We start from the raw sequence: 25230 nt of genomic DNA on the forward strand, positions 1-25230 counted from the left end.
TCCCTCTGCCCGACACCACTAGTTAGATGACAAATCAGCAACTGCTTACCATTCTTGAATCTGCTTACGACCAAACGACCTGGGGTCAAACCCTGCGCGATGTTTTTGGTCCTGGCAACTATTATCCCAGTCCACAAGCGATTAGTTTACCGACTAACGATATAGCCGAAGCGGCCTATGAATTGGGTTCATTCAACACAGGTGCCGATCAACGCTTGGTGGGTGTGTATGAGGTAACGCTAAAACCAGGAATTCGTATAGAAGGAAAACGCGTGGGGTTACGACAGTTACTCAAGTCGGTTTACAAACTGGTCGATGGCGCGTTAGTTGTCTTTACAAGCCATGATGGTACCTGGCGGTTTTCGTATATCTCAGAGATATTTACCTACGATGCGGCCGGTAACCGACAGGAAGAGAAAACCGACTCGAAACGCTTTACTTACGTTTTGGGCAAAGGTAAGCCAGCACGCACCCCTGCTGACCGCTTTTATAAATTAGCTATCAAACGACCAGCTGGTCTATCGCTCAAAGATATTACGGAAGCATTCTCAGTAGATGCCCTGACCAAAGACTTCTACCGTGAGTTATCTGACTGGTACTTCTGGGCGCGTGACCTCGTTACATTTCCCGAAAAATCGGTGCCTCGCGATTCGGCCGACGATGAGGCCAAACACCAGGCAAAGGTCAACTCAACTAGTACAATCCGGCTTATCACCCGCCTGATGTTCGTGTGGTTTATTAAGCAGAAAGGATTAGTACCCGATGCGCTGTTTGACGAAGACGAGATCAAGAAGCTGATTAAAGGCTTTCAACCCAAAATTGACCCTGGTATGTTTTTGCCCGCTGACACTGGCGACGCTACCGGGAGTACCTATTACAAGGCCATTCTGCAAAACCTGTTTTTTGCTACGCTCAACACCGAAATGGGCGATACCGAACGGCGATTTAAAGAAACCATCCAGCATCGCGAAAAAACGGAGTTCCGCTATCGACGCTTTTTTAAGGATGAAAACCAATTTTTAACATTAATTCGTGATGTGCCGTTTCTGAACGGTGGCCTGTTCGATTGTCTCGACTCACCAGATGCGAAGGGTGACCGTATTGATTGTTTTTCTGATAATCCCCGTAACGAACCCATGTTGGCGGTGCCGGATTATCTGTTCTTTGGTGAAGAAAAGGTAGTAAATCTCAACAAGGCCTACGGCGATACCAAACACGGCAAACAAACCGTCCGTGGTTTAATCCGGCTATTGAACCGCTACAATTTCACGGTTGAAGAAAATACGCCTGTCGATGTAGAAGTGGCCCTAGATCCTGAATTGCTGGGCAAGGTGTTCGAGAATCTGCTGGCCAGTTTTAACCCCGAAACAGAAACCACCGCCCGCAAACAAACCGGCTCGTTCTACACTCCCCGCGAGATTGTGGAATATATGGTAGACGAGAGTTTGAAGGCTTACCTTACTAAGTGCTTAACCGGAAAACACCCTGGAGTAGATTATACTAAACAACTCAACGATATTTTCAATTACAGCTCGCCAGAAACGAACTTTGACAATACCGAACGCCAAACGCTCGTAAACGCGCTGTATGATTGTAAAATACTCGACCCGGCTTGTGGCTCTGGCGCGTTTCCACTAGGTATGTTACAACGTATGGTGCATTTGTTGGCTAAGCTAGATGCCAAAAATGAATATTTAGTACAGAAGGCAAAGACCGTTGCCCAAAAAGAATTTGGTGATGTCCTGACCGATGTACCCGCAAGCGAACGCCAGAATCGTATTAATGAGATTGAACAACAGTTCCGCGAACATTCCGATGACTACAACCGCAAACTCGTGCTTATTGAGCAATGCCTGCATGGAGTCGACATTCAGCCTATAGCGGTGCAAATCACAAAACTACGGTTCTTTATCTCGCTCGTTGTAGAGCAAGAACCCACTAATGACCGGACTACCAACCGGGGCATTCGGCCATTACCCAATCTTGAAACTAAGTTTGTAGCAGCTAATACCCTTATTGGTCTTGAACGACAGGGAGGAACTATTCGGGATTTACGTATTGACAAATTAGAAGCCGAATTAGAGAGTGTACGGCACCAGCACTTTAGAGCGAAGACCAGAAAAACAAAGAAAAAATACCGAGATAAAGATGCCGAGCTACGTGCTGAGATTAGTGATATTTTAAGAGGTAGTGGATGGAAACCTACGATAGCTAATCAATTAGCTGCTTGGAATCCATATGATCAAAATACTAGTTCAAAATTTTTCGATATTGAGTGGATGTTTAATATCTTAATTGGATTTGATATAGTAATTGGTAATCCACCATATGGCGCTGATATAAATAATATAAGTAAAGAGTTTTTGAAAGATAATTATAAGCATCAAGACTACCAGCTTGATAGCTTCCTTCTATTTACTGAGAAAGGTATCGCAACTCTAAAAGAAGGTGGCGTTTTATCTTACATAATTCCTAATACACTATTTACTAATTTAAAGACTGTTAAGATTAGAAAACTAGTGTTAGCTAATACCCTTATAAGTATCTCGCATTATAATCTACCTGTTTTTACTGCTGTAGTTAATACTGAAGTCATAATTGTAAAAAGGGAAAAGTGCACAAATAATAAGGTTAAATTAAACTTTTACGATGGTAATCTCGATAATGTTGTTGTCAAGTTGATTGACCAGAAAGATTGGATTGCTTTTGATGGTAAGCCAATTAATATTTACTTTAATGATAGTATTTATTCTTTAACAAATAATTTCCTGCCTAAATCAAAACTGCTAGGTGAAATTTGCAAAGTAACTCAAGGAGCAAAGCCTTTTCAAATCGGAAAAGGCCGTCCACCTCAAACACAAAGTACTTTACATGAAAAACCATACGTATCTGACTATAAGAAAGATTCTTCGTTTAGGCCATTGTTACGTGGAAGTCTGATGAACAAGTACAAGATTGACTGGAATGATAACTACTACATAAGTCTTGGCGATTGGCTTGCTGAACCAAGGTACTCCGCCGGTTATGATGCTGCAGAGAAGATAGTTATTAGGCAAACAGGTAGTTCACTAATAGCTACTTTAGATTCTAGACAATTTGTTATTAGAGACAATCTTTATACGGTAATTCCTACAAATAAAGATTTTAACATCCGCTATATTTTATCAATAATCAATTCAAAATTAATGAATTGGTATTACCAAAATGTATTAAACAATGAAGTGGGTGAAGCATTAGCACAAGTGAAACGAGGTCATATTATTGCACTGCCTATCCACAAAACCTATCCTGAATTCCCTCAGAATCCTTTTGTTGATTTAGTTAATTATGTTTTATATCTCAGATCCCTAGTTCTCTCTATTAATGACCAAATTATACCCATCTACTTTGGGGAGGTCATTGATGGACTAGTGTATGAGCTTTATTTCCAAGAAGAGCTACACAGTGCAGATTGTCGCTTCCACGAGCATCTACGCAATTTGCCTGATGTAACGGCTTTGTCAAGTGATAACGAGAAACTGGCTTTATGTCAGCAAGTATTTGCCAAATTGTATGATCCCCGCCACCCCGTACGGTTATCGCTGTTCAACCTCAGCACAGTGCCCGAAGTAGCCATTATTGAAGGGAAACCGGGATGATTCTACGTACCCTTATCTAGTTCTTTTTTATCACGTTCATGCCCTTTTCTTTAGCCTAAACCTCATCCATTGATGGCCTCATTGATTAGTACAGTTACTCACTCTGCGTTATTAAATCTTTTCGAAACCGCTCAACGAGAAATTATTTATGCTGCTCCTGGCTTGCCAACCGCTGTTGCTGAAGCACTGATTTCTTCACGCAGAAAGGGAGTTAACATCCGTGTCATTATTGATCCGGCAGAAACCTCATTCCGAAATGGGTACGGCGAATTGGAAGCCATTAAGCGTTTACAAAAGGACGGCTGTGAACTACTTGAAGTCCCTGGCAATCGTATCTCCTTTCTGCTTACAGATGATTCTGGTTATCTGCTCTTCAATCAGAGTCTGGCTTTGGAGGAACAAGGGCATGGCACAAATGCTGTTCAGATTGATGCCGTCCAACAGCAACAACTTCTATTACATTTCTTCCCACCCCGCGATCTGTTTGAGGCTACCCAACGCATTCAACATTTACAAAAGGCCATCGAACGCACATCTGTAAACATGAGTCGTCTTACAGCCGAGGTAGATAGTCAGGTTGGTAAAACAGGCGCTCAGACTCTCAATCCGATTGCTTTTGCAGAGGTTACCGAAAGCCTAACAAATAACCCGCCGGTACACCCTGACCGCAGGCGCCAGACGATGGTTTACACCTCAAAATTCCAGTTTGTCGAACTAGAGTTCAAAGGTGCCAATCTAGGCCTTAAGAGGGTAATTATTCCTAAAGATGTGCTACCTGTACGTGATAAGCGTTTAAAAGATGCTTTGGAGACCAAACTTAAAATTCTGGAAAACCAGAAAGATCTTCCAGAATCCTGGTTGAAGCTAAAAGATGAAGTTGATAATGTTCGGGAAATGTATTTGGTCAAAATAGCCTCAGCTAACAAGAATGTTTTGGACCTTACAAAAAAGCTGGAATTCACGAAAGCAATTAAGGAATTAGAAAATAATGTTAATAATACCAAACAGGAGTTGGCAGTGTTCTTAAAAAAAACGTTCATTCAAACTCAGGAAAGGTTTGTACAGACGTTAGTTCAATTTTTTGCCGCTAATCCACCTGATGATCTATTGTTGTTTAAGGATGACAAAAACTACCCCGATTTCGCTGATGATTACGCAAATGGTATCGTGCGCCAAATTAAATTTCCTAATCTGACTACGGAAATTAATAACGTCACTTTCACCGTTCGCTATTTCGACGTAACCTGGGAAGATTTGAATAGCGAGAAGTTCCTTGAGGAATTACAAGCCAAAAAACTGATCACTGATAAGGATTTTGATCAGCTACGTAAAACGGAGCAGATGTTTAAAAGTAAGGGTATTTAGCATTGGGCAAACACGATGAAGATTTCTAAAATTCGTATCCACAACTACCGGGCATTCTATCCACAGTTCGATCAAGACGATCAGCCCAAACCCTACGAGATTGATGTTAAAGGCAAAAATGTGCTTATCTATGGCGAGAACGGGGCTGGTAAGACTTCCTTGTTTCGCTCATTGCAGGACTTTTTCCGCTCATCTCAACCAAACGAATTAATCCGTTTTTCGAAAAACCACTTTGTACCACCAGTTCCAATTGGTACACCACAACATTCTGGTAAGGTAGAGTTAATTTTTTCAGATGATACCCAGTATGCGCTTACTGATTCAATAAATAATACATCAACCAAGCAGGAATTTATCAAAAAAGGTCAGCAGGCGGCCGGGTTTCTTACTTATGTACAGTTAATCAAAACCTACATTGCAGGTAGCCAAACCAGTAAGCCTCCCGAATTATTCGATTTGCTTATTGATAACATCTTGCGTGGACATCTACTACCACCCACAAACAATTTAACTATTGGCCAATCTTGGGCGCAGTTAAAGGTTGATGTTAATGCCCATAGAAATAATAAATATTTAAATCTAAATCCCGACGGCTCACTAAACTGTAGCGATTTCAATACTGGATTAAACATTCTTATAAAAGGCTTTCAGGGCACGCCAGAAAATAGCCTGAAAGGTATTGAAGATTACGTAAACGACTGGCTGACAAAATATTTTAAACTCGGTTTACAAATTGAGTTCAATCTTCAGCCAGTTGAAGAAGTTTTGAGTGCAAACAAAATTAGAAAAAAAAGAGTGTTAAGTAGAAGCTTAACTATTAGTCCTATTTTACACAACACTACCATACAACCTAATTATCAAGATTTTTTAAATGAAGCTCGTCTATCAGCTTTAGCAATTTGCATGTTTTTAGCCTCACTTCGCACATATCCCAAAGATGTAAGCCGTATGAATGTGCTATATCTTGATGACGTATTTATCGGCCTAGATATGGCAAACCGATTACCACTTCTTGATATTTTGCGTAATGAGTTTTCTGATTATCAAATTTTTCTGAGTACATACGACAGGGCCTGGTTTGAAGTGGCGAAACAGGTCGTTACAGGGTGGGAAACAGTAGAAATGTACACTGCGGAGCAAGGGACGAAAGATAAACCAGGTTATTGTGAACGGCCAGTTATCGTTACGCCATCAGACGATCATTATTCCAAGGCATGCAAATATTACGATGCCAAGGATTATCCAGCCAGTGCCAACTATCTTCGTAAGGAGTTGGAGCAGCAAATTAAGAACCGGCTAGCAGAGGAAGATGTCAGAACGTATGATGACAAGCATAAAACGCTACAATGGTTTTGGGATCGGCTGGTATTGCGTTATGATAGCCAAAGAAAACCATTAAAGGAGATAGTTAAAGACGAGTTTAGCCGATGTAAGCTGACTATTTTCAATCCTATGTCACATGATGCTTTGTCATTCCCTGTCTATCGAGCAGAATTGGATAAAGCATTTCGGGTAACGGAAGAAATAAGGAACCTAGAAACCTTACGATGGATCTGTGTATTGAAGCAGGGCATGCTACTTACCTATCATGACGAAGACCGCAACTATACATTGATTATTAAACTAGCGGGTGATTGGTGGCTAACATCCGAAACTATAAAAAATCCTTTGGAATGTGTAAAAGCTACTGTGCAAAAGTGGACAGATAACAATGGCGATTACTTCGATTATCGAAAAGATAGAGTTTTGACTAATGAAGAAATTATTGTGGTAAAAGCTCGCGTCGACAAACTCGATAAGATTTTTAATAACATTGTTAAAAGTCTGAATTTGAAAGACGTGAATGAAATTCTCATTTCGACTCAAGTTGAAGGTTATGTACTTAAAGAGTTACTCATAGAGGCTAATGGAATAATAACGCGTCCATCTCTCAACTTTTTAATGCGTTAGTATATAATATAATAAGAGCGTGTTTTATCTCTAGGCAGCACGTCCACGGAATCCATTGTCTCCCGGTTCTTTTTACGCAACCCTGTTTACAAGATAGAATATATACACAATGATTGAACTACAACTATTTGGTCTTACCGGCTTAAATATTTGATTTTACAAATAGTCAACATGCCACGCACCTTTAACATTCAAGATCCAGACGATCTCATTCGATTACGCTACGCTTTTGAAAACTATTCAGTAACAGATTGGCGTGATTACCTTGAATTTACAAATCATGTAAATAGAAAGTTGCTTTTTAGTTATGATGATCGCGGATGTCTTATAGATATGGTGAATCACGCCGAGAGGGGGCGTATTCCAGTTAACCCCAAACGCATTGTATGGGCGCTTAGTCTAGTTGATAAAATTGATTTATTAAAGAAACAATTAGAAGTCTCAACAGATATTGAGGAACAGGTCCGTACTGGACACGTTGATGTTCCTCAACAGCACTTTACCTTTCGAGTTGCTTGGCATGATAATCGTTGGAATGGTAAAATCTGCAACGATCCCAGCCGAAACCGGTTCTGCAGCGGTTACCATTCGCTATTGTCAGAGCGGCTTCGTAAAAGAAAGTTTGAGCATCTTGAGCAGGAAATAGAGCATAAAAGTCAGCCCGTTACTCCAAATTATGTACCACCTTGTTTTTGGAGCATCAATGTTTTTGGCGAACAGTCCATTATTGTCCAGCATGATAACCCTGCGGAAAAACGCCTAAATCCAATATCAGAGCAACTGCCTCCTTATTCCATGTTCAGTTGGCCATTCTCAGTGGCATTTACCCGCTCCGAAGAGCAGATTATAACTGAAGGGGCCTATCCACGCAATCTTGAATCTGTCCGGATACCTCGTTTTAGGGGTAAGGTTCACAATGAAGAAAGCATTGGTTTTATTTATGCAAAATTCAGTAATCCTCTTACAGAAGAGGAACAGCAATATTTAGTAGTCGGATGTGGTATAATCACTGCTCAAGGAAGCCCCACTACTTTTGGACCGCGTGAAATTATTGATGAGAAGCGTAAAAAACCTCGCAACCGCAATTTTCCTGAAATGAACTGGGCATTACGATTCTCCTTTGACCCAGACCGCCTTGTTCGAATGCCTTATCATGAATATTTAGATTTCGCTAATCGGACTGACTTAGACGAGAATGCCCGAGATAAGGACCTCAATCGTATAAAAGTAGCTATTCATGAACCGGAGCTTCAACATTGCTTTAAATATGTTGCAATGGATGTGGACGACGACGAGGCCATTTTCATTTTGTCAAAAATGAGACAAAAACTTTTAGAATGCTTAAATGATGGTATCGTCTCGCCTGTGGAAATGCAACAGAAACTCGATAAAGTCGAGTCACTGTTAGAATTTTGTTGGCATAAGCGTGGGTACTTCCCTGGCTTTACTGCACTTAGTCGTGCCTTATTGAATTGGGATAAACCGGAGTTTCCGCTTGGTGATCTTCTATCTAAACTTCGCCAAGATGAACCTGATTACGCAAATAAATTACTCGAACTCCTCAAAACACCAACATCTGATCCTTCTTATAAAATATATAAGTCCTCTTTAATTGATCTGCGGGAAGCCTACCAAGATAAACATGATCTGAGTACTACACAATTTTTAAACTTATGCTTATTAAATTTAAAACCCACCCAGTTTAAGCGAATTTTAGAGGGAAAGTTGAAATTACCCAAGCAGTGGTTTCGTAGTCTTGACTCAGTAAATGCCAGTACAGATTTAACCCGTATTAGTGATAATCCCTACTTACTGTATGAAGAGTATGACGTCTTGGAGAATAACCTCGATCCAATTACTGGGGAAGAAACTGATAGTCCCATCGATTTATTTAAGATCGATATAGCATACTTCCCTGATACTCGTTTCGGTATAAAGCGATTGGATCTACAACGTGAGATGCGTTCTGGCGATAAACGTCGGTTAAGGGCGATTGTACTTCGTTACCTGCGCACGCTTGAATCGACTGGGCATTGCTTTGCAGATGGTGCGGAATTGGAAGAAGCTGTTAAAGATTATCCCCTATTCTATAATTTTAATGATGAATACAAAATACCGCCTAACACGTTTGTTAGGCTGAAAAGTGACTACGAGAACCATTTTGAGGAAAATCCAGAAAAGCTAAAAGTCATTGCTGAGAATGATACTTACTACTTTTATCTCAACAGCATTTACCAGGCTGAACGTAATATTGAAAGCGTTGTAGGACAATTGCTCAAAGAAGATGACAACACCGAGCAATACAGCAACGTGAATACTTATATTGACACCAGTTGTCAACAATTACAGCAGCGACTAGGTAGTCATTTTGACGAGCAGTTGTTTCGCGAAGAACGAACTCGCTTATACCGGAATATATTTTTAAAACGCTTTTATATATTGTCAGGTAATGCTGGTAGCGGTAAGTCCTACGAATTACTCAATATATTGACCAATCTCAAACAACAAGGTCAATCATATTTATTATTGGCTCCCACAGGTAAAGCCGCTTTACGACTCAAGAATGACCCAGACTACGAGGGTATCGAAGCGATCACTATTGATAAACTAATTGCTGAGGCAGAAAGTAATCAAAATAGGAGTCAAGAAATTCGAAATATTAATAACTTAGTCGTTGATGAGATGTCGATGGTAGACCTTGTAAAATGTAAGCGTCTTTTCGATTTATTTGAGTTTAGGCGGCCATCATTCAAGCGATTAATTTTTGTCGGCGACCCGAACCAGTTACCACCAATAGGTTATGGTAAGGTTTTAAAAGACATCATCTATTATTTGAAATCACACCCGGAGTATAAGTCAAGCTATATTGAATTACAAGCTAACTGTCGTAACGAATTAGCTGAAAGCCAAATACTTGATTTAAGCGAGGGTTTTGTCCCTGACGGCGACTTGTCCGATGATCTACTAAAACGCATAAAATCCGGAAAGCCCGATATTTCAAAAGGATTAAGAATTCACTACTGGCAAACAGAAGTGGAATTATACAACCATATTAATGCTGAGTTTGACGATCTATGTAACAGCCATCAGTTCACCGGCACACGTGAAGAACGCATGAATCAGCTGTTTAGATTGTTGCCTAATGGAGCCGTCAATTCACAGAAGAAGCCAGACCTTGACCGCTTGCAACTAATAACACCTTATAACGCTGACTTTTGGGGAACCGGTCAACTCAATGACTTTATACAGGAACATTATAAGAGTTCTAAAGAGCTGGCCCTAATGAACAATCGTTTCAAGCAGGCAGATAAGATAATCCGTACAAAGAATTATTACGAACGTAACAAACTTGTCTTATCTAACGGCTCAATAGGACTGATCCGGATGGAAGGCAAACAGGAGGTTTTATATTTTCCAGAGTTGAAAGAGCCGATGCCGTTAAATGGTGAAAGTGGTATTCGTAGTTCTGATCGCGAAGATTTTGATCTGGCTTATGCCATATCCGTACATAAGGCACAAGGTAGTGGATTCAATCATGTCTTCTTAATTCTGCCTAAGAAATTGGGCTTGCTCTCTAAAGAATTAGTATATACTGCTCTTACACGTAGTAAAGAATCTGTCACTTTATTCGTGCAAGGAAGTTTTGACGAACCATTTGGTAAAGGAGTGTTGGATAAGGCTAGGTCGCGATCCTTTACCGAATCACGCCGGACCACATTATTACTGCCTAAACCGTTTAAATTTTATGCTCTCGAAGCTGACGGCACCTTTATCGAATCTCGGGTCGAACTCCTTATTTACCAAGCCCTTAAAGCAGCTCAAAACAATGTTGGCGAAGCCGATTTCACTTTTAGTTACGAAGAAAAACCATTTGCAAACGGTACAGAAGTACCGATTAAAACTGACTTTACAATTAGACATCAGACAACTACGTGGTATTGGGAGCACCTAGGTAGGCTTGGTAACAAACGTTATGAGCAAACTTGGCAGGAGGTTAAAAAGCCGACTTATAAAAGTGCTGGTTTGTATGAGCAACTCCTTACTACAGATGAAAGAAGTGGTATTGACCCAGCAAAGATTGATGAAATTATTCGCGGTATCGTCTCTGGTAATGTATCAACTGAAGATAGGACTGAAAGATACTCATCACACCATTTTTCACTTCGTTGACGACTAAAGCCGATTTTATTTCTAAGATTCTTTATCACATCAAGCAATCTGAGTCTTGCAATATCACTTATAGAGTACATTAGTTAAACGAGTACTGACTTTGGTGAGGATGGTGCTCTGAGGTGCAGCGCCTGTGTGCTATACTTATCCGGGTTGACCCAATTAATGACTCGAATGACTATGAGGAAACCTTTGACCAGCTCGTTGCAAAAACAAGTTATTTTGCTGAATTTACTAGCATAGTAAAACAGGCAATAGCTGAAAAATTACCTTACCCAGAATTATTGGCAGCAATATTTTAGAACAGTAGTTTCATCTTATCTACCCAGCGTCTACTGTTTCGCACACATTATGATGGATTCTATTCACCAAGGCAGCGTCATTTTCTTTAATCAAGAAAAAGGATTTGGTTTTATCACCTCAGATTTGGGAGAGGTTTTCTTGCTGAAGCAGTTTTTGCGGGACACAAGCGAAGCAACTAATTTACGCGATGGGATATCAGTGCAATTCACAGTTGTGACTGGAAAACATAAAGCGACTGGTGCAGACCAGTTAGTGGCCAGAAATGTACAGATAGTAGCAGATAGTAGACTTAGTGAATCTCAATCACCAGCTATTCCCTCCGCGCTTTTAGAAGCAGTACCAGACAGTGACCAACCTCTGCGTAAACATGGATTAGGATTGGCACGGGAGCTCATTCGACAAAACGGACAAGTCTTTAACAAAAAGCTAGTTAAAGCTTTAGCCCATGGTCTTGGCTCCATCGAAACTGATGAACAGTACAACAGAGCCAAGCAGCTACTAGCAGGCAATCAGAAGGCGGAAGGTCTACAGTGGGCAAAATTGAGCGCTACACTATTTAACCAAGCCAATAATATTTTCAAGCTGCAATTGTGGTTGGACGGACATCATCCCACTTGCGATGCTATACTAATTGAGAATGCTTACCTGAAAGGCGACACGGCGAATAAAGAGGCTATACTCGCTCGCTGCATGCCCGAGCAACAGCAGCAGCTAAAGACGCTGCCAGCAGTTGTGCAGATGAATGCGGTGCCGACCAATGCTGGTGTTGAGGTGCATTTTAGTGGTATCCGAGACGTGATACTGGCGGAAATAAGCGGTGCTAAGACACGAATTCGAGTCGCAGTGGCCTGGTTAACCAGCCATTACTTATTCGACGCGCTATGCCAGCGCGTGAAAGATGGACTAGAAGTCGAACTTATTATCCTCAATGACCCAATCAACAACTGGACTGAAGGACTGAGTTTTCAGGAATTTATCGAACTGGGTAAGGTGAACGGCAACAGCCGACTGTATTTCTCCAACGTAGGAGACCGGCTGCTGCATCACAAATTCTGCGTGATTGATGATGCTGTGTTGCTGAATGGTTCTTACAATTGGACTTACTATGCGGAGGGACGCAATACGGAAAACTGTATGGTATTTAAGGGCCATCCTGCCCTCATCGAACAGTTTAACCAAGAGTTTACTCGCCTGACAAAGAAACTGGAGCAAGTAGAAGTAGTTATCCCCTTTGACGCATCATTCTCGCCTGCGCTGGATATGCATCGGGTGGGTGCCTACCGCTCAAATGACGTTTTGGCCCATGCTAAAGAATTACGCAGAACGAACCGTGCCCAAGCGGCTATCCTGATTCGCCAGGCATTGAAGCTAAATCCTGAGAATGAAGAGGCCAAACGATTACAACCGAAGCCGGTTCGACAGAGTGAGCAGATGATACGAGATGCAGGCATCCAATCTTCCTTGGATTTGATAGCTGAGGGCCGGCAAAAATTGCAGATGGAAAAAGCTGCCGAAGAAGCACAAACTCAAAAAAGGGAACAGGAAGCAACTGAGAGAGCCGAAGCACAAAAGCGTGAGCATCTGGTGCAAATGCAGAAACTGGAAGCGGAGAAGCAGCAACGGTTGGCGGAAGATAGCCGATTGCGAGAAGAGCGGGCAGTACTAGAAGCCAAAGAGCAACGCGAAAAAGTAGAGAATAAGCGCCTTGCTGAAATTGCGGAGCAAGAGCGTGGTTTGAAAGCTGAAAACGAGCGAATCGCTCAAGAAAAACGCGTAAATGAAGAGAAGGCTAAGCAGGAGCATGCAGCGCAAGAACAGCAGCAGCGCGAAGAGCAGAAGAAAATAGCGGCAGCCGTAGCGGCGAGAGCCAAAGCTGACCAGGAGTTAGCAGAAAAAGCGGCAGCGCTAAAGGCTAGCAAAGGGACAGTTTTGCAAGGCAATCGAGGGGGCCTGCGAATTAACTTGGAATGGAAAACATTTGATGACCTTGACCTACACGTATACGACCCGGATGAAAACCATATTTACTATAGTACCAAGGAAGCTACCTGTCAAGACTCAGTAGGAAAGTTAGATGTTGACGCAAATGCCGGGGAGCCACTAACGAAAACTCCCCAAGAGAATATTTTCTGGGATAGTAATCCTCCAGAAGGGACGTATAAGGTTGAAGTACAAAATTATTCTATTCGGGAATTGGATGATTGCCCATTTGTACTAACGCTCATCCCAACTGTAGGCGAAGCCAAGGTTTTGGCAGGTAAGACAATAGGACTTAAGACACCAGCTAATGTCATTGAATTCAAATACTCAAAGGCTACTGGCATTAGAGTGGTGAACTCCATTTAGCAGATTATAAGATTAGCTTAGCATAACTGTAAGTAATCAGTATAGAGCATTAAGTCTCCAATCCAGTTTTCCGGACGGGTCATTTCGTTTTCGTCCAGTTAATGGCTAGGGAGTACTATTAAATGAACTGCATAAACAACTGTTATTCAGTGCATTTTATGTATTATAAGTGGCGTTGAAAATCGTTCAAGAAAACCCTTCGACGAATGAACAAGATTTCATGGTTTCCCGCCCTGCCCGCTCAATTGATTATAAACCCGAAACCGTTCACGAAAAGGTCGCCTATCCTGAACGGCTACTAAGAAAAGTACAAATCAGTAAAAAACGGGGGTAAAGTGTTCTTATTTCAAATTTATCGGTAAAATACTATTACCAAGATAGATTTAGGCTGGAAGCTATCACTTCGATATTAACGCTATTTAAAAAATAATGAACCGTTAATCGTCAAAATACAAACTGTGAAAATTGTACAATTCTTAGTCAAGTTGTATAACTAGGATTATGTAAAGGGATTAAAGTCAGAAAAGTTAAAGCACAGACAAATAGTGTATTATTCAATTAACACTGGATTACCGTAGATCATTTTAATGTGGTATAGTCTTATGCCAGTAATGATGAATGCTCTGCAAGAACTCACTCCATTCCTCAACGCCTGTTGGTTTTAGCAGGTATGTACCACCTCGATAGTTTACCTCTTGACGGTCCTGGTCATTTGTTGACGAACTCATAATAACTATTGGCAGATGATGATAACCTGAAGAGAATTCTTTTAAACTCGTTAGTAAACCAAGACCGTCATTCAATTGAGGTGTATAGAGGTCACTAAGTATCAATTGAGGCAGAGGTCGTCCTTCAAGTGAACAACTATGTAAGTAACTAAGGGCCGTTGATGCGTTAGCGACGTGAACCAGATGGACTAGTGGTAGTACTCCCTTTAAGTGTTTCTTTAGCAACACCCACAAATCAATTTGATCTTCGACAACCAGCATCCAGTTTGTGTCATGATTAAGGCTCATTGCTTATCTGGATTGGAGTTGTTAGACCAAACCACTTAAGCTGAGTACTTAGCAGTATATAAAATCGTAAAGTGAGAAAGCGGCTTATTAGTATTTCAATAGCACTGTTGTATAAGTGGCATTATGTTTTGTAATACAGGTTGTAAGACAAAATTGCGGTCTGTCTTACACCTGTAAGACAACCGTTTTTTTAGAACTTAATCGCGTTTTCTAACTGATCCGCTTCCTTTCGTAAATAATCTCTAGTTTCTGGATCGTCTTCCACGTTCAGTTGTTGATGAAGGATTAAGTAGCGAGCTTTTCAGCTAGTAAAGGGTTCGCTGGTCATAAACTCCTCCAGCCACTGACTAAAATCAAGTAACTCAGCTTGCTGATGGGAATAGGTGAAATAGTCCGTGAAACCAGCCTGAGCCAAATTAGACCATTCGTATTTTGGGAGCGGTTCAATGGGATGGTCAAAGAACTTATTCAATACATACGTATTGGCACAGAAGGTTTGCCCCATTTTCGCTTTTGCGTCGGCCAGCTTACCCCCTTTAAAAAGTAGCAGAGCCCACTCAAACAGAAAGTCCGGAAAGCCAATATCGTCGGAAAAAGTTTTGGCGAACCAGCGGGTATAGGCCAATCCCCCTTTGTAATCGGCCAGCTGGATGTAATAGCGGGTGGGTAAATAGCGCAGTCCACGGGAATCATCATACCCACCAAACTTGCGTTTCTCGGCGGCTAAAGCCCGTTTAATATCGGCTATTTTTCTGATCAGCCGTTGCACTTGTTTAGGCGTCATTGGATGAGGCTGGGTAAGGTAAACTTAGTCGTTACGACCAGGCACCGGCTAGGTGTTAATTCATTGACCACCTCTACCGCAAACTGGAAAATAGTATCCATTTTCTAACCGGCCCATCTTGAAAAAACAATACATTCATCTAGTGTAAAATTAGCGTCTGTTCACTGTGTCTTATTGGTTAAGTACAAACAAGTGGCAGAATTTTCTCGGTCGAGAAAACCCTTGATCGACCAGGTGGTTTTGCAATCTGTCCAGGGGTCTCACACCACAGCGTAGCATTCCTTCCGACACTTAACTCGTTCAACAAAAGCAATTAATCGCACGCATGACAATTGAAACGTTCAATTTAGCCATCACAATCGGGGAGATCGTTGGAGCTATTCTCTTTCTAAGGTATGTGTGGAAGAAGACCGATTGGAAACAGGAGCGCGAATTTAAGCGGCTCATGGATACCAGGGATTGGGATAAGCTACCTGAAAAGCCACGCTCACCGAACCCACAGGCGGTTACTCCTGGCTCGGGGTCAACTTCTCATCGGTTTCCTCTTGAGTAGCCAGTTCCACGCTTTGGACGAATTCCTCCGTGGAAATCGAGTGAATATAGGGATCATCGAGTTCATCCGCCGAATCAGGACTGGTGACGGGATTATCTTCATTCATACGCGAGTAAGGGTTTAACATTCGGGACAAGGGAGCGAAGCCTGTTGTTCATCAAAACTAGTCCGGTTCCAGAAAGTTCGTTTCGACCTACGAAGGTCAGTAAATGCGCTATTCTTAACTATTCCAAGCAAATAAATTTGTTCACCGTTACACAAATTCTCATTTGTGTAAATTGGTGAAACCCGTTTATTTTGTAAGTTGCCAACTGATGACAACCCGTTGCACTTTACAATGTAGCAGTAACGGTGCATCGACGCGTATTACCGTTTATATCTATGACCTCATCCCAATCATCGAGCCTGACCTTACCCGCCCTGCTCAGCTGGTATCGTGACCTGACCAGAGACTCACTTCCCGTGGGGGGTTACAACGGGTTGATTCACTGCCATCATTCGGCTGCGCTGGACGGCTGTAGTCTCACACTTACCGAAAGTCTGTCGTTGCTGGAGAAAGGCGTAACCACGGATAGTAAACCGGCCGCTCATTACTGGATGCTGGTCGATTATCAGCAGGCTCAACAGCAGATGCTGGCCTGGGCCGCCGAACGGGAACCCCTGAATCGCGCCCGGCTTCAAGCCATTGGCGCGGCCCTGATGCGCCGGACGGGTGGTCCCATGCATACAATACTGGGCAGTTATGACTCCAGCCAGGGCGAATTACGACTGGCCAGCCGCATGACGGCCCATCGCAAGTTAATCGACGCGCAGAAACTACCCGCCGCCGTAGATAAACTACTCAGGCAGCTCAATACAGACCTAGCTGCCGTTAAAACTATGCGTCAGATCTATGATCTTTCCTTTCAGGCGCATTACGACCTACTTTGCCTGCAGCCCTTTGGGGAGGGTAATGGCCGGGTGGCTCGCCTGCTGATGAATTACGTTCAGCACTACCACAAACTACCCATCAGTTTAGTACATGCTACTGATCGTCAGGCTTATACAAAGGCGTTGGATCAATCTCAATCGCAGTCTTTTGCCAGACCTATCCTGGACTTCATGTATACGCAACTCATCACCTACTTACAGACGGAGTGTGAACGCCTTACGCAGGAGCCGTCCTAACGTCCGTAAATAAGCCTGCCCCTTTAAGGGGCTTGTGGCCATCCCGGAATTTACACGTCACCCATCAATCGACCCAGTCCCTACTACTGAAATGCCATTACCTGCCAAACGTCCTGACGATCGTTCCCCCTCACCGGCCTCCGCCCCGGCGAGTTACACCGTATCCCGACTGATTGCGTATTTTGCCAGTACGCTGCCTGCCTCCAGTAACTACCCCCGTCATGCCAGGGCTTACCTCGACTACTGCTTACAACAGGGGTATGGCGTGGATGGGTTTAGCCTGGGTCTGTACGCTACTGGATTCCGACCCAACCGCATCTCGCCCCTGCGCAAGTTTCTTTTCTTTTATCAGCAACTCGGCTACCCGCAGATCCTTTTGGACCCGCCTAAAAAAGAGATCTCTCCCGCGGCCAACGAACTGGTCCTGCGCTTCATTCGGGAGCACAAAGGATTGAAAGGGGAACGTTCCAAACAGACCTATACCCAGGCATTAAATGCGTTTTTCCATTACATTGATGTGCAGCTGCAGCAGGGCCGTCCAGCCTCGCTGACTGGCCTAACGGTCAATGACTACATCACCCAGCTAAACCAACAGGGAAAGTCACCCTTCACCATCAACATTTATTTATCCCCGGTGAAGCAACTAGCCGCCTGGTGCGTGCTGAAGCGAAAGGAGCTGGCCCTTACCCCCGACCAGGTCGAGTCTCTTCAGGATGTGCAGGCCGTGAAAGGGTTTACCGTGGAGCGTCGCTTTTACAAAGAGAGTTTGGAAGCCAACGAGCGAACCGACTTGCTGGCCTCGGCAGCTTCGCCCCGTGACCGGGCTATTCTGGCCCTGTTAAGCCTGGAGGGATTACGTACCGTTGAGATCACTCGTCTCCTATTGGCCGACGTGGATGTCGATCGTCGACTGATTCATGTACTGGGAAAAGGAAAGAGCACTAAAAAGCCCATTAAGCTTTTCGAGGCCTGCCTGGGGCCGCTGGTTGGTTACCTGCAAAGTATCCAGCAGTGGCCGCTGCCCGAACAGGATCAGAAAACTCCTTTGTTTGCGAACCTGACCACGGCTCAGGTTCGCTACATCACCAACAAACACCTGCTAAAAAATGGCCTTAAAAAGAAAGGCATGTCTGCGCACAGTCTTCGGCATACGGCGGCGCAACTACTGCTGGATGGAGGCGTTGAATTAGTGTATGTTCAGCAGCATCTGCGCCATGAATCGATCGAAACGACGCAGTTTTATACCTTAAAACAAACCCTTAAAACGTATTTTCAGAAACTACCCAATTAGGCAAAGGCGGCTTGGTTTCCTATTGCTTTACGGAATCGTTTCAACCAATTGATTCATCAGGAAGCCAGAACAATCATCAACACTAACAGGAATGAACCCATTGTCGTAGCCATCAACAAATCCATTAGCGTTCGGGTCAATGGCGTATACTGTTTTCGGCGTAAAAGCAGGAACATGAGGAAGATTCCGACCAGACCGACCGCTACTAATTTTATCACAAACTGGCTATTTGTCATACTTGCCCTTAGGAGTTAACGGTCTGGATTTACTTCGGACGAAAATAGCCAATATATAAATAGGCGTACATTAGCCTTACTTTTTTGACCCCTAATAACTAATCGCTTTATCCCCTGTTCCTACTAATTCACGCTGGACTAGTAAGTATAACGCAGCCAGAAAAAAAACAATTTTCAGCCCTTTGTTTGTTACCTTGCTGAAACTTTTCACCAGTTAACTATTTACTAGTATGGGCTTTATACTAATCTTCCGCGTGCTGTTCGCCAATAGTTATATGCGACCCTTCGAACAGTCTTTTTTCTTTACTCTTTATGCTCCTATGATCAAGCCGTGGGTCCAACGGGTTGTCCAACGGGAGTATATGCAACCCTGGACCTTATTGTTTATCATCTGGGCGATAGCGATGGCCGCCTTACCCGCTGTTACCTTTTTCTCATCGTTTCTTTTACAGGGGCTGAGTCAAAATACCTTTATACCTACCGGGTTCCTAACAACGGCCATCTTACTGGTTCAGTTGTTGATTGGATGTATCGAAGTGTGGGGTATCTACTACATTACCCGGCTGCACCTCACCAAATTATTTTACTGGCACCGGGACAAATATCCGGATTGGCCAAATCGACCGATCTGGTTTCAAATGGATCGATACGTGTTTCGACCAGAGGTGTTTGCGCTGGTCATTGTTACGTTCTTCTGGCTACAACTAGGGAATTTTATGCAGCATAGTGACTTACTGCTCTTTCAAAACGGCGGGTGGATCTCGTTAATCCAACTCTGGTTGCCGTGGGTAGGTGGAGCCGTATGGCCAATGGTATCAATTTTCTATCACCGTCAACTCCTGGAATTATAATGAATTAGCCAGAATGAATCTGTGAAGTAAAGTAAATCGACGTCAGCAAAAAGCCGCTTCCTAGCAGGGAACGGCTTTTTAGTTGGCTAACAACAAATCGAACGCTTTAAACAGCTTCGATCACTTCGGTTTCCAGTTGTTTTTTCAATTCACTAACCAGCAAGCTTAATTGGGTCAACTGCTCCTGTTTTTTGAAGGGTTGATTCAAATTCTGACTAAAGGCTTCCTGTTGACTAATGGCCCGTTCCAGTTGTTTTTTTCCTACTTCGGGCGCGTCTAACGTTCGATTAATGGCCGCTCGCAGGGACGTTCCCAATGCCCATCCGTAGTTAATCTGGCCCTTTAGATTTACCCCCCATTGGTAACTGATGGAGTAAATAGCGCGGCCTGTTTCCCGATCATGGCCGCTCCATTCGCCTTTCAAATGTATATCCAAGCCGTTTACCGTAAGCAGACCTGAACTATACGCGCCGTTGGTACGCCGGGCTGCGGATTTGATTTCGGAGAAATACCGCTCTAATGGTTCGCTCCAATCGGCTTTACTGGTAAACTGCTGACCAGTAAACCCAATTGTTTTAATCATTCCGTCAACCTCATCGGTTGGCACGTCTACGAACTTATTTTTTATGATTTCGGCCTCCAAGCTCAATTTTGGCAAAAGCCCGTTTAAATGAACACTCGTGCGCCGGGCTTCTTCAATCATGGATTGTGCGTTCATTAAACCCCGTTGCCACGCCTTTTTCTGCTGATTCAGCCGCGTTAATTCGTGGTTTTTAGCCGTATAGAGCAAGGCGGTCTGAGAGCCGGATAAGGTAGCCATCATCTGTTCATAATTCATTGACGAAAAATCGTCGTCGTCCGATACATCGGCCATTGTTTCAACCGTAGCCCCCCCTTTTAGAACCTGGTTAATAAATTTTTGCTTCATGGCTAACCGGCCGTAACTCGTCGCGTCAAGGGTTTTTTCTACGCCATAGGTTAGTACCTCAACGCATCGTTTCCAGACGGCGAATAAATTACCCTGTCGGATAATTCGCCCGTTCCGCTGTTCAAAATCGGTGGGCCGGTTGGGAGCGTCTAAATGATGGATAGCGGCTAACCGTTCCTGAACGTTTACCCCAACGCCCAGACGTTCACTACTGCCCATCAGAACGCGAATCCGGCCGGTGCGAACATTGGCAAAAATGGGCTCCCGTTTGTTTTTATCGGCGGGAACAACACAGATTTCCCCGGTGGGAATGCCCAATAAGCGCAGTTTATGGGCAATTTCGTCGAATAGATTGAATTGAGCAGACATCGCCACTAAACCGGCGGACCGGCCGGGCGTCGCCACCGCATCGGCGGACCGGCCGGTTTCCTCGTCAGTCTCGCCAGCAAACATGCTGGCTGACGAGGTAAATACATCGCAAAAAACTAACTGCGTTCCTTTAACGTCGCCGGTCTGGTGGTAAATCCGGTGTATTTCTGCAACAGCCCGGTTCACTTTATTACCGGGTTCATCCTCGGCGGTGGGATCGATCAAGCGTATATCCAGCGTCGCTTTTTTAGCCTTGCCGTACATCACTAACGGTATATGACTGTTCTCGCGCTTTTCTTTGCCGGTTAACTGCTCGAACCAGCGCAGGGTTTGCCGAATAGCATAAAGTTCAGCCCTAACGCCCGGCGTTTGGGGTAGCAAAATACGGGTGAAGCCGGGATTGGCGGGGGTGGTTTCTGTGGCGGGTTGGCTGGCTAAAACCGGTAAAAAGTCGCCGGTTTTAAACTCATGTACATCATCGGCCAAGACAACGTCTACCGACTGCCGGTATAAGGCTGACAACTGGGCAACGTTCATAAACTGCGCCAGTCGTTCCACGGTCTTAAACTGACCCGATGTACTTAATTCAAAAACGGGCACCACTTTACAGAATGTTCCGCAAAATTGGTCAAAGGTGGCTAGTTGCAATTTTTCCAATCGGTCGCTGGCAATGTAGCGTAGCATCGTCCAGGCTTCGGCCATCGTGTTTGAAATAGGGGTTCCCGTTGCCAGAATGACCCGCCCGTTTTTATTTAAAATGGTCCGGCATTTAACCATGGCTTGAAAGGCATCCTGACTCCCGGCTGTATCAATGCCTTTAATTTGGTAGCGGCTGGTCGTAAAGCCAAACCGTTTGTATTTGTGGGCTTCATCCAGAAACAGCGCATCAATTCCCAATTGAGAGAAATTAAGCATCTGATCTTTTTTACGGCTGGCCTGTTCAAGCCGTTTGGCTTCTATTTTGGCTTTCCGTTTGTTGATTTGTTTAACGCGTTGCTTCCCGCTCCGGCGGTTGGCCCGGCCTTCGGCGGAGGGGTCTCTGTCGTCGTAGTCAATGCGGCTTAGTTCATCCCGAATTAATTCTTCTTCGATCGCTACATCATCCGGGATAAGCTTTAAGAACGACTGCGGAATAACAATACCGTCGAACCGGTTAGTCGCTATCCGTTGCAGAAACCGTTTTCGGTTGGATGCCTGTAAGTCAGCCGGGGTTGGCTGGTAAACAATTGCGCCGGGGTACAGCGCGCGCCAAGCCTTCGCAAAATCCTCGACGGTTGAATTCTGCACGGCAACCAGGGCTTTTGATGCTCTGCCAAGCCGGATCAATTCCATGGCGGTCGAGATGATCTCCCAGGTCTTACCCGTTCCGACCCAATGGGCAAATAGACAGTCCTCCTGTTTTCCCCGCTCAACGGCTTTAAACTGGTGGTCACGTAAGGTAATTAACGGGGAAGCACCGGGATAATGGGCCATGGTCGGTTTGGCAAACTGGCGTTCGACATAGCTATTAAACCGTTCGTTAAATGCCTTTTCTATGGCGGGGGCGTAATGCTCCCGCGCCCACTGGTTAAACTGTTCCTGCAAGACTTCCTGTTGCTGTACGGCGGCAGTCATGGCCTCAATGTCCTTGACCTCCTTTTTATTTCCAGCCTCATCCTGTATAGTTTTGGTGATGACTATACTACGCTGATTCAACGCGGCTTCGATTAATTCAAGGGCGGTACGTTCTTTGGTACCCTGTGACTGATTGAGGGCGGAGTACCCCGTTTGATTGGCTAAACGGTACTCGGCCCGTTGTGAACTATATACTAAGGTTAGTTTTATCGAAAGCAAGGTCTGTATCCAGTCGGTTATACAAGCCAGTGGCAACCAGTTCGATCCTAATTGAAAACTAATCAACGATACCGGTAAACTAGGCGGTAGTATAGCTTGTAAGGCATCTAGATTGGCCTGTAACTGCGGCTCATCCAGCAATCGGCCTTCCAATAGGGTTAGTTTCTCCCGAATATCCCCCGACAGATACGTACCGGCATCTAGTAACTCATCGGCCCGCTCCGGGTCTATAAAGGCTAGCGCGTTCGTTAAAAGGTAGGTACGTACTTCGCCAATAGGCTTGCCCGTTAGCGTACTGATATAATCCAGATCAATACGGCCGTGGTTAAATAAGGACAGACTTAACCCGTCCTCTACTAAATCAACGTGCGTGATGGTGGTAAGGGCTCCAAACACCCGTTCCCGCAAAATGGCCGATTCAACAATGACTGGTTTTCCGTGGGCATCCAGCTTTTGAATTTCAAGCGCCTGAACGCTTAAAAACTGACCGTCTACGGATTCAATCCAGTTTAGCGACCGATTGGCGGACAATCGCCCGTACGTGGTGACAAAGAACGTATAGTGGTCTTGTAGCTCCTGACGTAAGGCATCACAAACGGAATCACTCTGATTCTGTTCCGCCTTTAACAAAGCAAAGAACAGGCGTTTTAGGGTCGAATAGGAACGGTATATACGCTGCTTGCTCCACATTCGGCCCCGAATTTTCACGGTTCCGCTCAAAGCGGGATTTATACGTTCCGTGCGTTCTTCGGGCAACTTTGCCCCCGCCTGACCAAACCGGCTGGCGGCCCCCTGTAGCTGGTTCCCTAATTGAGTTACGGCTTCATCCAGTCGGGTAGCCAGTTCGCTACTGCGTTCCAGAAATAACGTCTGGCGGTCGCCCCGGTAAAGCCCTCCCTTTCCTACTTCGCTGGCAAAAGTCATTTCCCCTAACATCCGATGTGGATTTTCAACGTAGTATTGGTTGACCTGAATGCTTGGCATAACGGGGGGGTCGTCTTGGTCTTCCCCCTCGCTGGTCAGTGTTCGCAGTGTAGCCGTATTGACAAAGGGTTGAGCAAACGAGGTACGAGCCTGATTTTCGGGCCGCTTTTGAAATAGTAAAATATCCGTCGTTACTTCGGTGCTGGCGGTTTTATCAAATGCGCAGGAGGGCAGACGAATGGCACCCAACAATTCCATGCGCTGTTCATCCAGTTTAAGGCGAAAGGCTTTACTACCGGCATCCAGCGTGCCCATTGACGTAATGAAACAAACCAATCCACCGGGAACGACAAGTCGGGACGCCTTACCGATAAAATAATTATGAATATGAAACGGGCACCAATCCCGGTCCACGGCATCAAAAACAGTGTAATCCCCGAACGGCACATTGCCAATTATCAGATCGTACTTGCCTCGTTCCAGCGGGGCTACCTCTAGCCCCGTTGCGTGGGTAATCACTTCGGGATAAAGCAGCGCTAAAATAGCGGCTGACAGGGGGTCTTTCTCGACGGCAGTAATCGTAGAGGCTTGCCGTAAATGGTCGGGCATAGCCCCGATGAAATGACCTGTACCGGCGGCTGGCTCTAAAACCCGGCCTCCCTTGAAGCCTACTTTTTCCGCTAACGCCCACATTCGTTTAATGACCTCAATGCTGGTAAAGAATGCGTTTAAGGTGCTCTGCCCGGCCCCTTCCCGTTCCATGGGCGTCATTAACGAATCGGCCTCCATTCGCAAACTTTTGTATTTCCGGTACCAGCGGTTTTGTTCTTCGGTCTGCGCCTCTACGTCGGTTGCCCTATGGGTTACCTCATCCCACAGAGCCGCCAAACTGCCCCATCCGCTAAAACGGGCTAATTCATTACACTGCTCCGGTGTGGGTTGCTGCTGATTGGCGTTCAGCGATTTACAAAGGGCAATAGCCGCCAGATTAGCGCGAATCCGGCCTATTTCGCCCGTTGGGGCGGGTTCTTGCTGTAAGCTAAACCGTTGAATCCGTGGCGAAACGATCTGGTTAACCGCTCGAACGGCAGGAACCAGTTCGGGTGCAACTTGTAGCAGTACGTCAAATAAACTGAGTTGAACGGGTGCGCCCTGTTGCGAAGTTGCCGGGCGTTTGGCTTTGAGAGGTTTCATACAATTCTTAGGTGTTCTCTTTGTTGTTTAGCATATAAAAATACCGATATGCCGACCGAGAAAACCGCTAAGAACCTTCTATTAACTTACTCAAAATCAACCCTTTACCCTGTTATAGTAGGCCCGTAGGGCCTCTATTTCGAACGTATTCCGACTTGCCCATCCGGGCTTCGTTCATTCTTCACTCATGAAGCTGGTGAAGTGATGTCGACAAAAGTTGATAAGCCTCGGGTTCATACGGGGATTATTCCGAGATTTAACCCGCGGGAAGGAGCGCTTGAGAAAACCCAAAAACTATAGATAAACGCGTGC

General features: G+C 44.5%; 13 protein-coding genes. 8 read left to right on the forward strand and 5 right to left on the reverse strand.

The features are described from left to right. Positions 1–26: 26 nt before the first annotated feature. The 5 genes from ACYU87_RS24255 (at position 27) to ACYU87_RS24275 (ending at position 13772) form a co-directional block, all read left to right on the forward strand. Entirely contained in the window at positions 27–3638 is a 3612-nt protein-coding gene (locus tag ACYU87_RS24255; RefSeq protein WP_461136611.1) for an Eco57I restriction-modification methylase domain-containing protein, read from the forward strand. Positions 3639–3710: 72 nt separating this feature from the next. Beyond that, positions 3711–5003, forward strand: a complete 1293-nt coding sequence (locus ACYU87_RS24260) for a hypothetical protein (RefSeq protein ID WP_461136612.1) — start codon at positions 3711–3713, stop codon at positions 5001–5003. Between the two features lie 15 nt (positions 5004–5018). Next, positions 5019–6953 carry an AAA family ATPase gene (locus ACYU87_RS24265; protein WP_461136613.1) on the forward strand — a complete coding sequence of 645 codons (1935 nt, stop codon included), beginning with the start codon at positions 5019–5021 and terminating at the stop codon, positions 6951–6953. A gap of 171 nt (positions 6954–7124) precedes the next feature. Next, positions 7125–11123: an ATP-dependent DNA helicase gene (locus tag ACYU87_RS24270; RefSeq protein WP_461136614.1), complete on the forward strand. Its 3999-nt coding sequence runs from the start codon at positions 7125–7127 to the stop codon at positions 11121–11123. A 351-nt stretch (positions 11124–11474) separates the two neighbouring features. Then, a complete protein-coding gene (locus ACYU87_RS24275; RefSeq protein ID WP_461136615.1) occupies positions 11475–13772 on the forward strand; it encodes a phospholipase D-like domain-containing protein in 2298 nt (765 codons plus the stop codon). A gap of 584 nt (positions 13773–14356) precedes the next feature. Here the strand turns inward: ACYU87_RS24275 and ACYU87_RS24280 are convergent. From ACYU87_RS24280 to ACYU87_RS24290, 3 genes are all read right to left on the reverse strand, one after another. Next, positions 14357–14788, reverse strand: coding sequence for a response regulator (locus ACYU87_RS24280; RefSeq protein WP_461136616.1), 432 nt, complete (start codon positions 14786–14788; stop codon positions 14357–14359). 301 nt (positions 14789–15089) lie between these two features. After that, the gene (locus ACYU87_RS24285; RefSeq protein WP_461136617.1) at positions 15090–15572 is read right to left on the reverse strand and encodes a hypothetical protein; all 483 of its coding nucleotides are present in this window, start codon (positions 15570–15572) and stop codon (positions 15090–15092) included. 506 nt (positions 15573–16078) lie between these two features. Continuing rightward, positions 16079–16231 (reverse strand): hypothetical protein, encoded by a 153-nt coding sequence (locus tag ACYU87_RS24290; RefSeq protein ID WP_461136618.1) that lies wholly within the window; start codon positions 16229–16231, stop codon positions 16079–16081. 275 nt (positions 16232–16506) lie between these two features. On the opposite strand from ACYU87_RS24290, the gene ACYU87_RS24295 reads away from it, so the two are divergent. Both ACYU87_RS24295 and ACYU87_RS24300 read left to right on the forward strand, forming a co-directional pair. Continuing rightward, on the forward strand, positions 16507–17292 hold the full coding sequence (locus ACYU87_RS24295) for a Fic family protein (RefSeq protein WP_461116891.1): 786 nt from the start codon (positions 16507–16509) through the stop codon (positions 17290–17292). 91 nt (positions 17293–17383) lie between these two features. Further along, positions 17384–18583 carry a tyrosine-type recombinase/integrase gene (locus ACYU87_RS24300; RefSeq protein WP_461136619.1) on the forward strand — a complete coding sequence of 400 codons (1200 nt, stop codon included), beginning with the start codon at positions 17384–17386 and terminating at the stop codon, positions 18581–18583. Positions 18584–18639: 56 nt separating this feature from the next. Here the strand turns inward: ACYU87_RS24300 and ACYU87_RS24305 are convergent, their stop codons facing one another. After that, on the reverse strand, positions 18640–18819 hold the full coding sequence (locus ACYU87_RS24305) for a hypothetical protein (RefSeq protein ID WP_461116893.1): 180 nt from the start codon (positions 18817–18819) through the stop codon (positions 18640–18642). Between the two features lie 230 nt (positions 18820–19049). Here ACYU87_RS24305 and ACYU87_RS24310 point away from each other — a divergent pair, with 230 nt between their 5' ends. Then, positions 19050–19670 (forward strand): hypothetical protein, encoded by a 621-nt coding sequence (locus ACYU87_RS24310; RefSeq protein WP_461136620.1) that lies wholly within the window; start codon positions 19050–19052, stop codon positions 19668–19670. Positions 19671–19776: 106 nt separating this feature from the next. On the opposite strand, the gene ACYU87_RS24315 is transcribed toward ACYU87_RS24310, so the two are convergent. After that, on the reverse strand, positions 19777–24918 hold the full coding sequence (locus tag ACYU87_RS24315; RefSeq protein ID WP_461136621.1) for an Eco57I restriction-modification methylase domain-containing protein: 5142 nt from the start codon (positions 24916–24918) through the stop codon (positions 19777–19779). Positions 24919–25230: the final 312 nt, after the last annotated feature.

The sequence above is a fragment of the Spirosoma lituiforme genome (assembly GCF_054776635.1).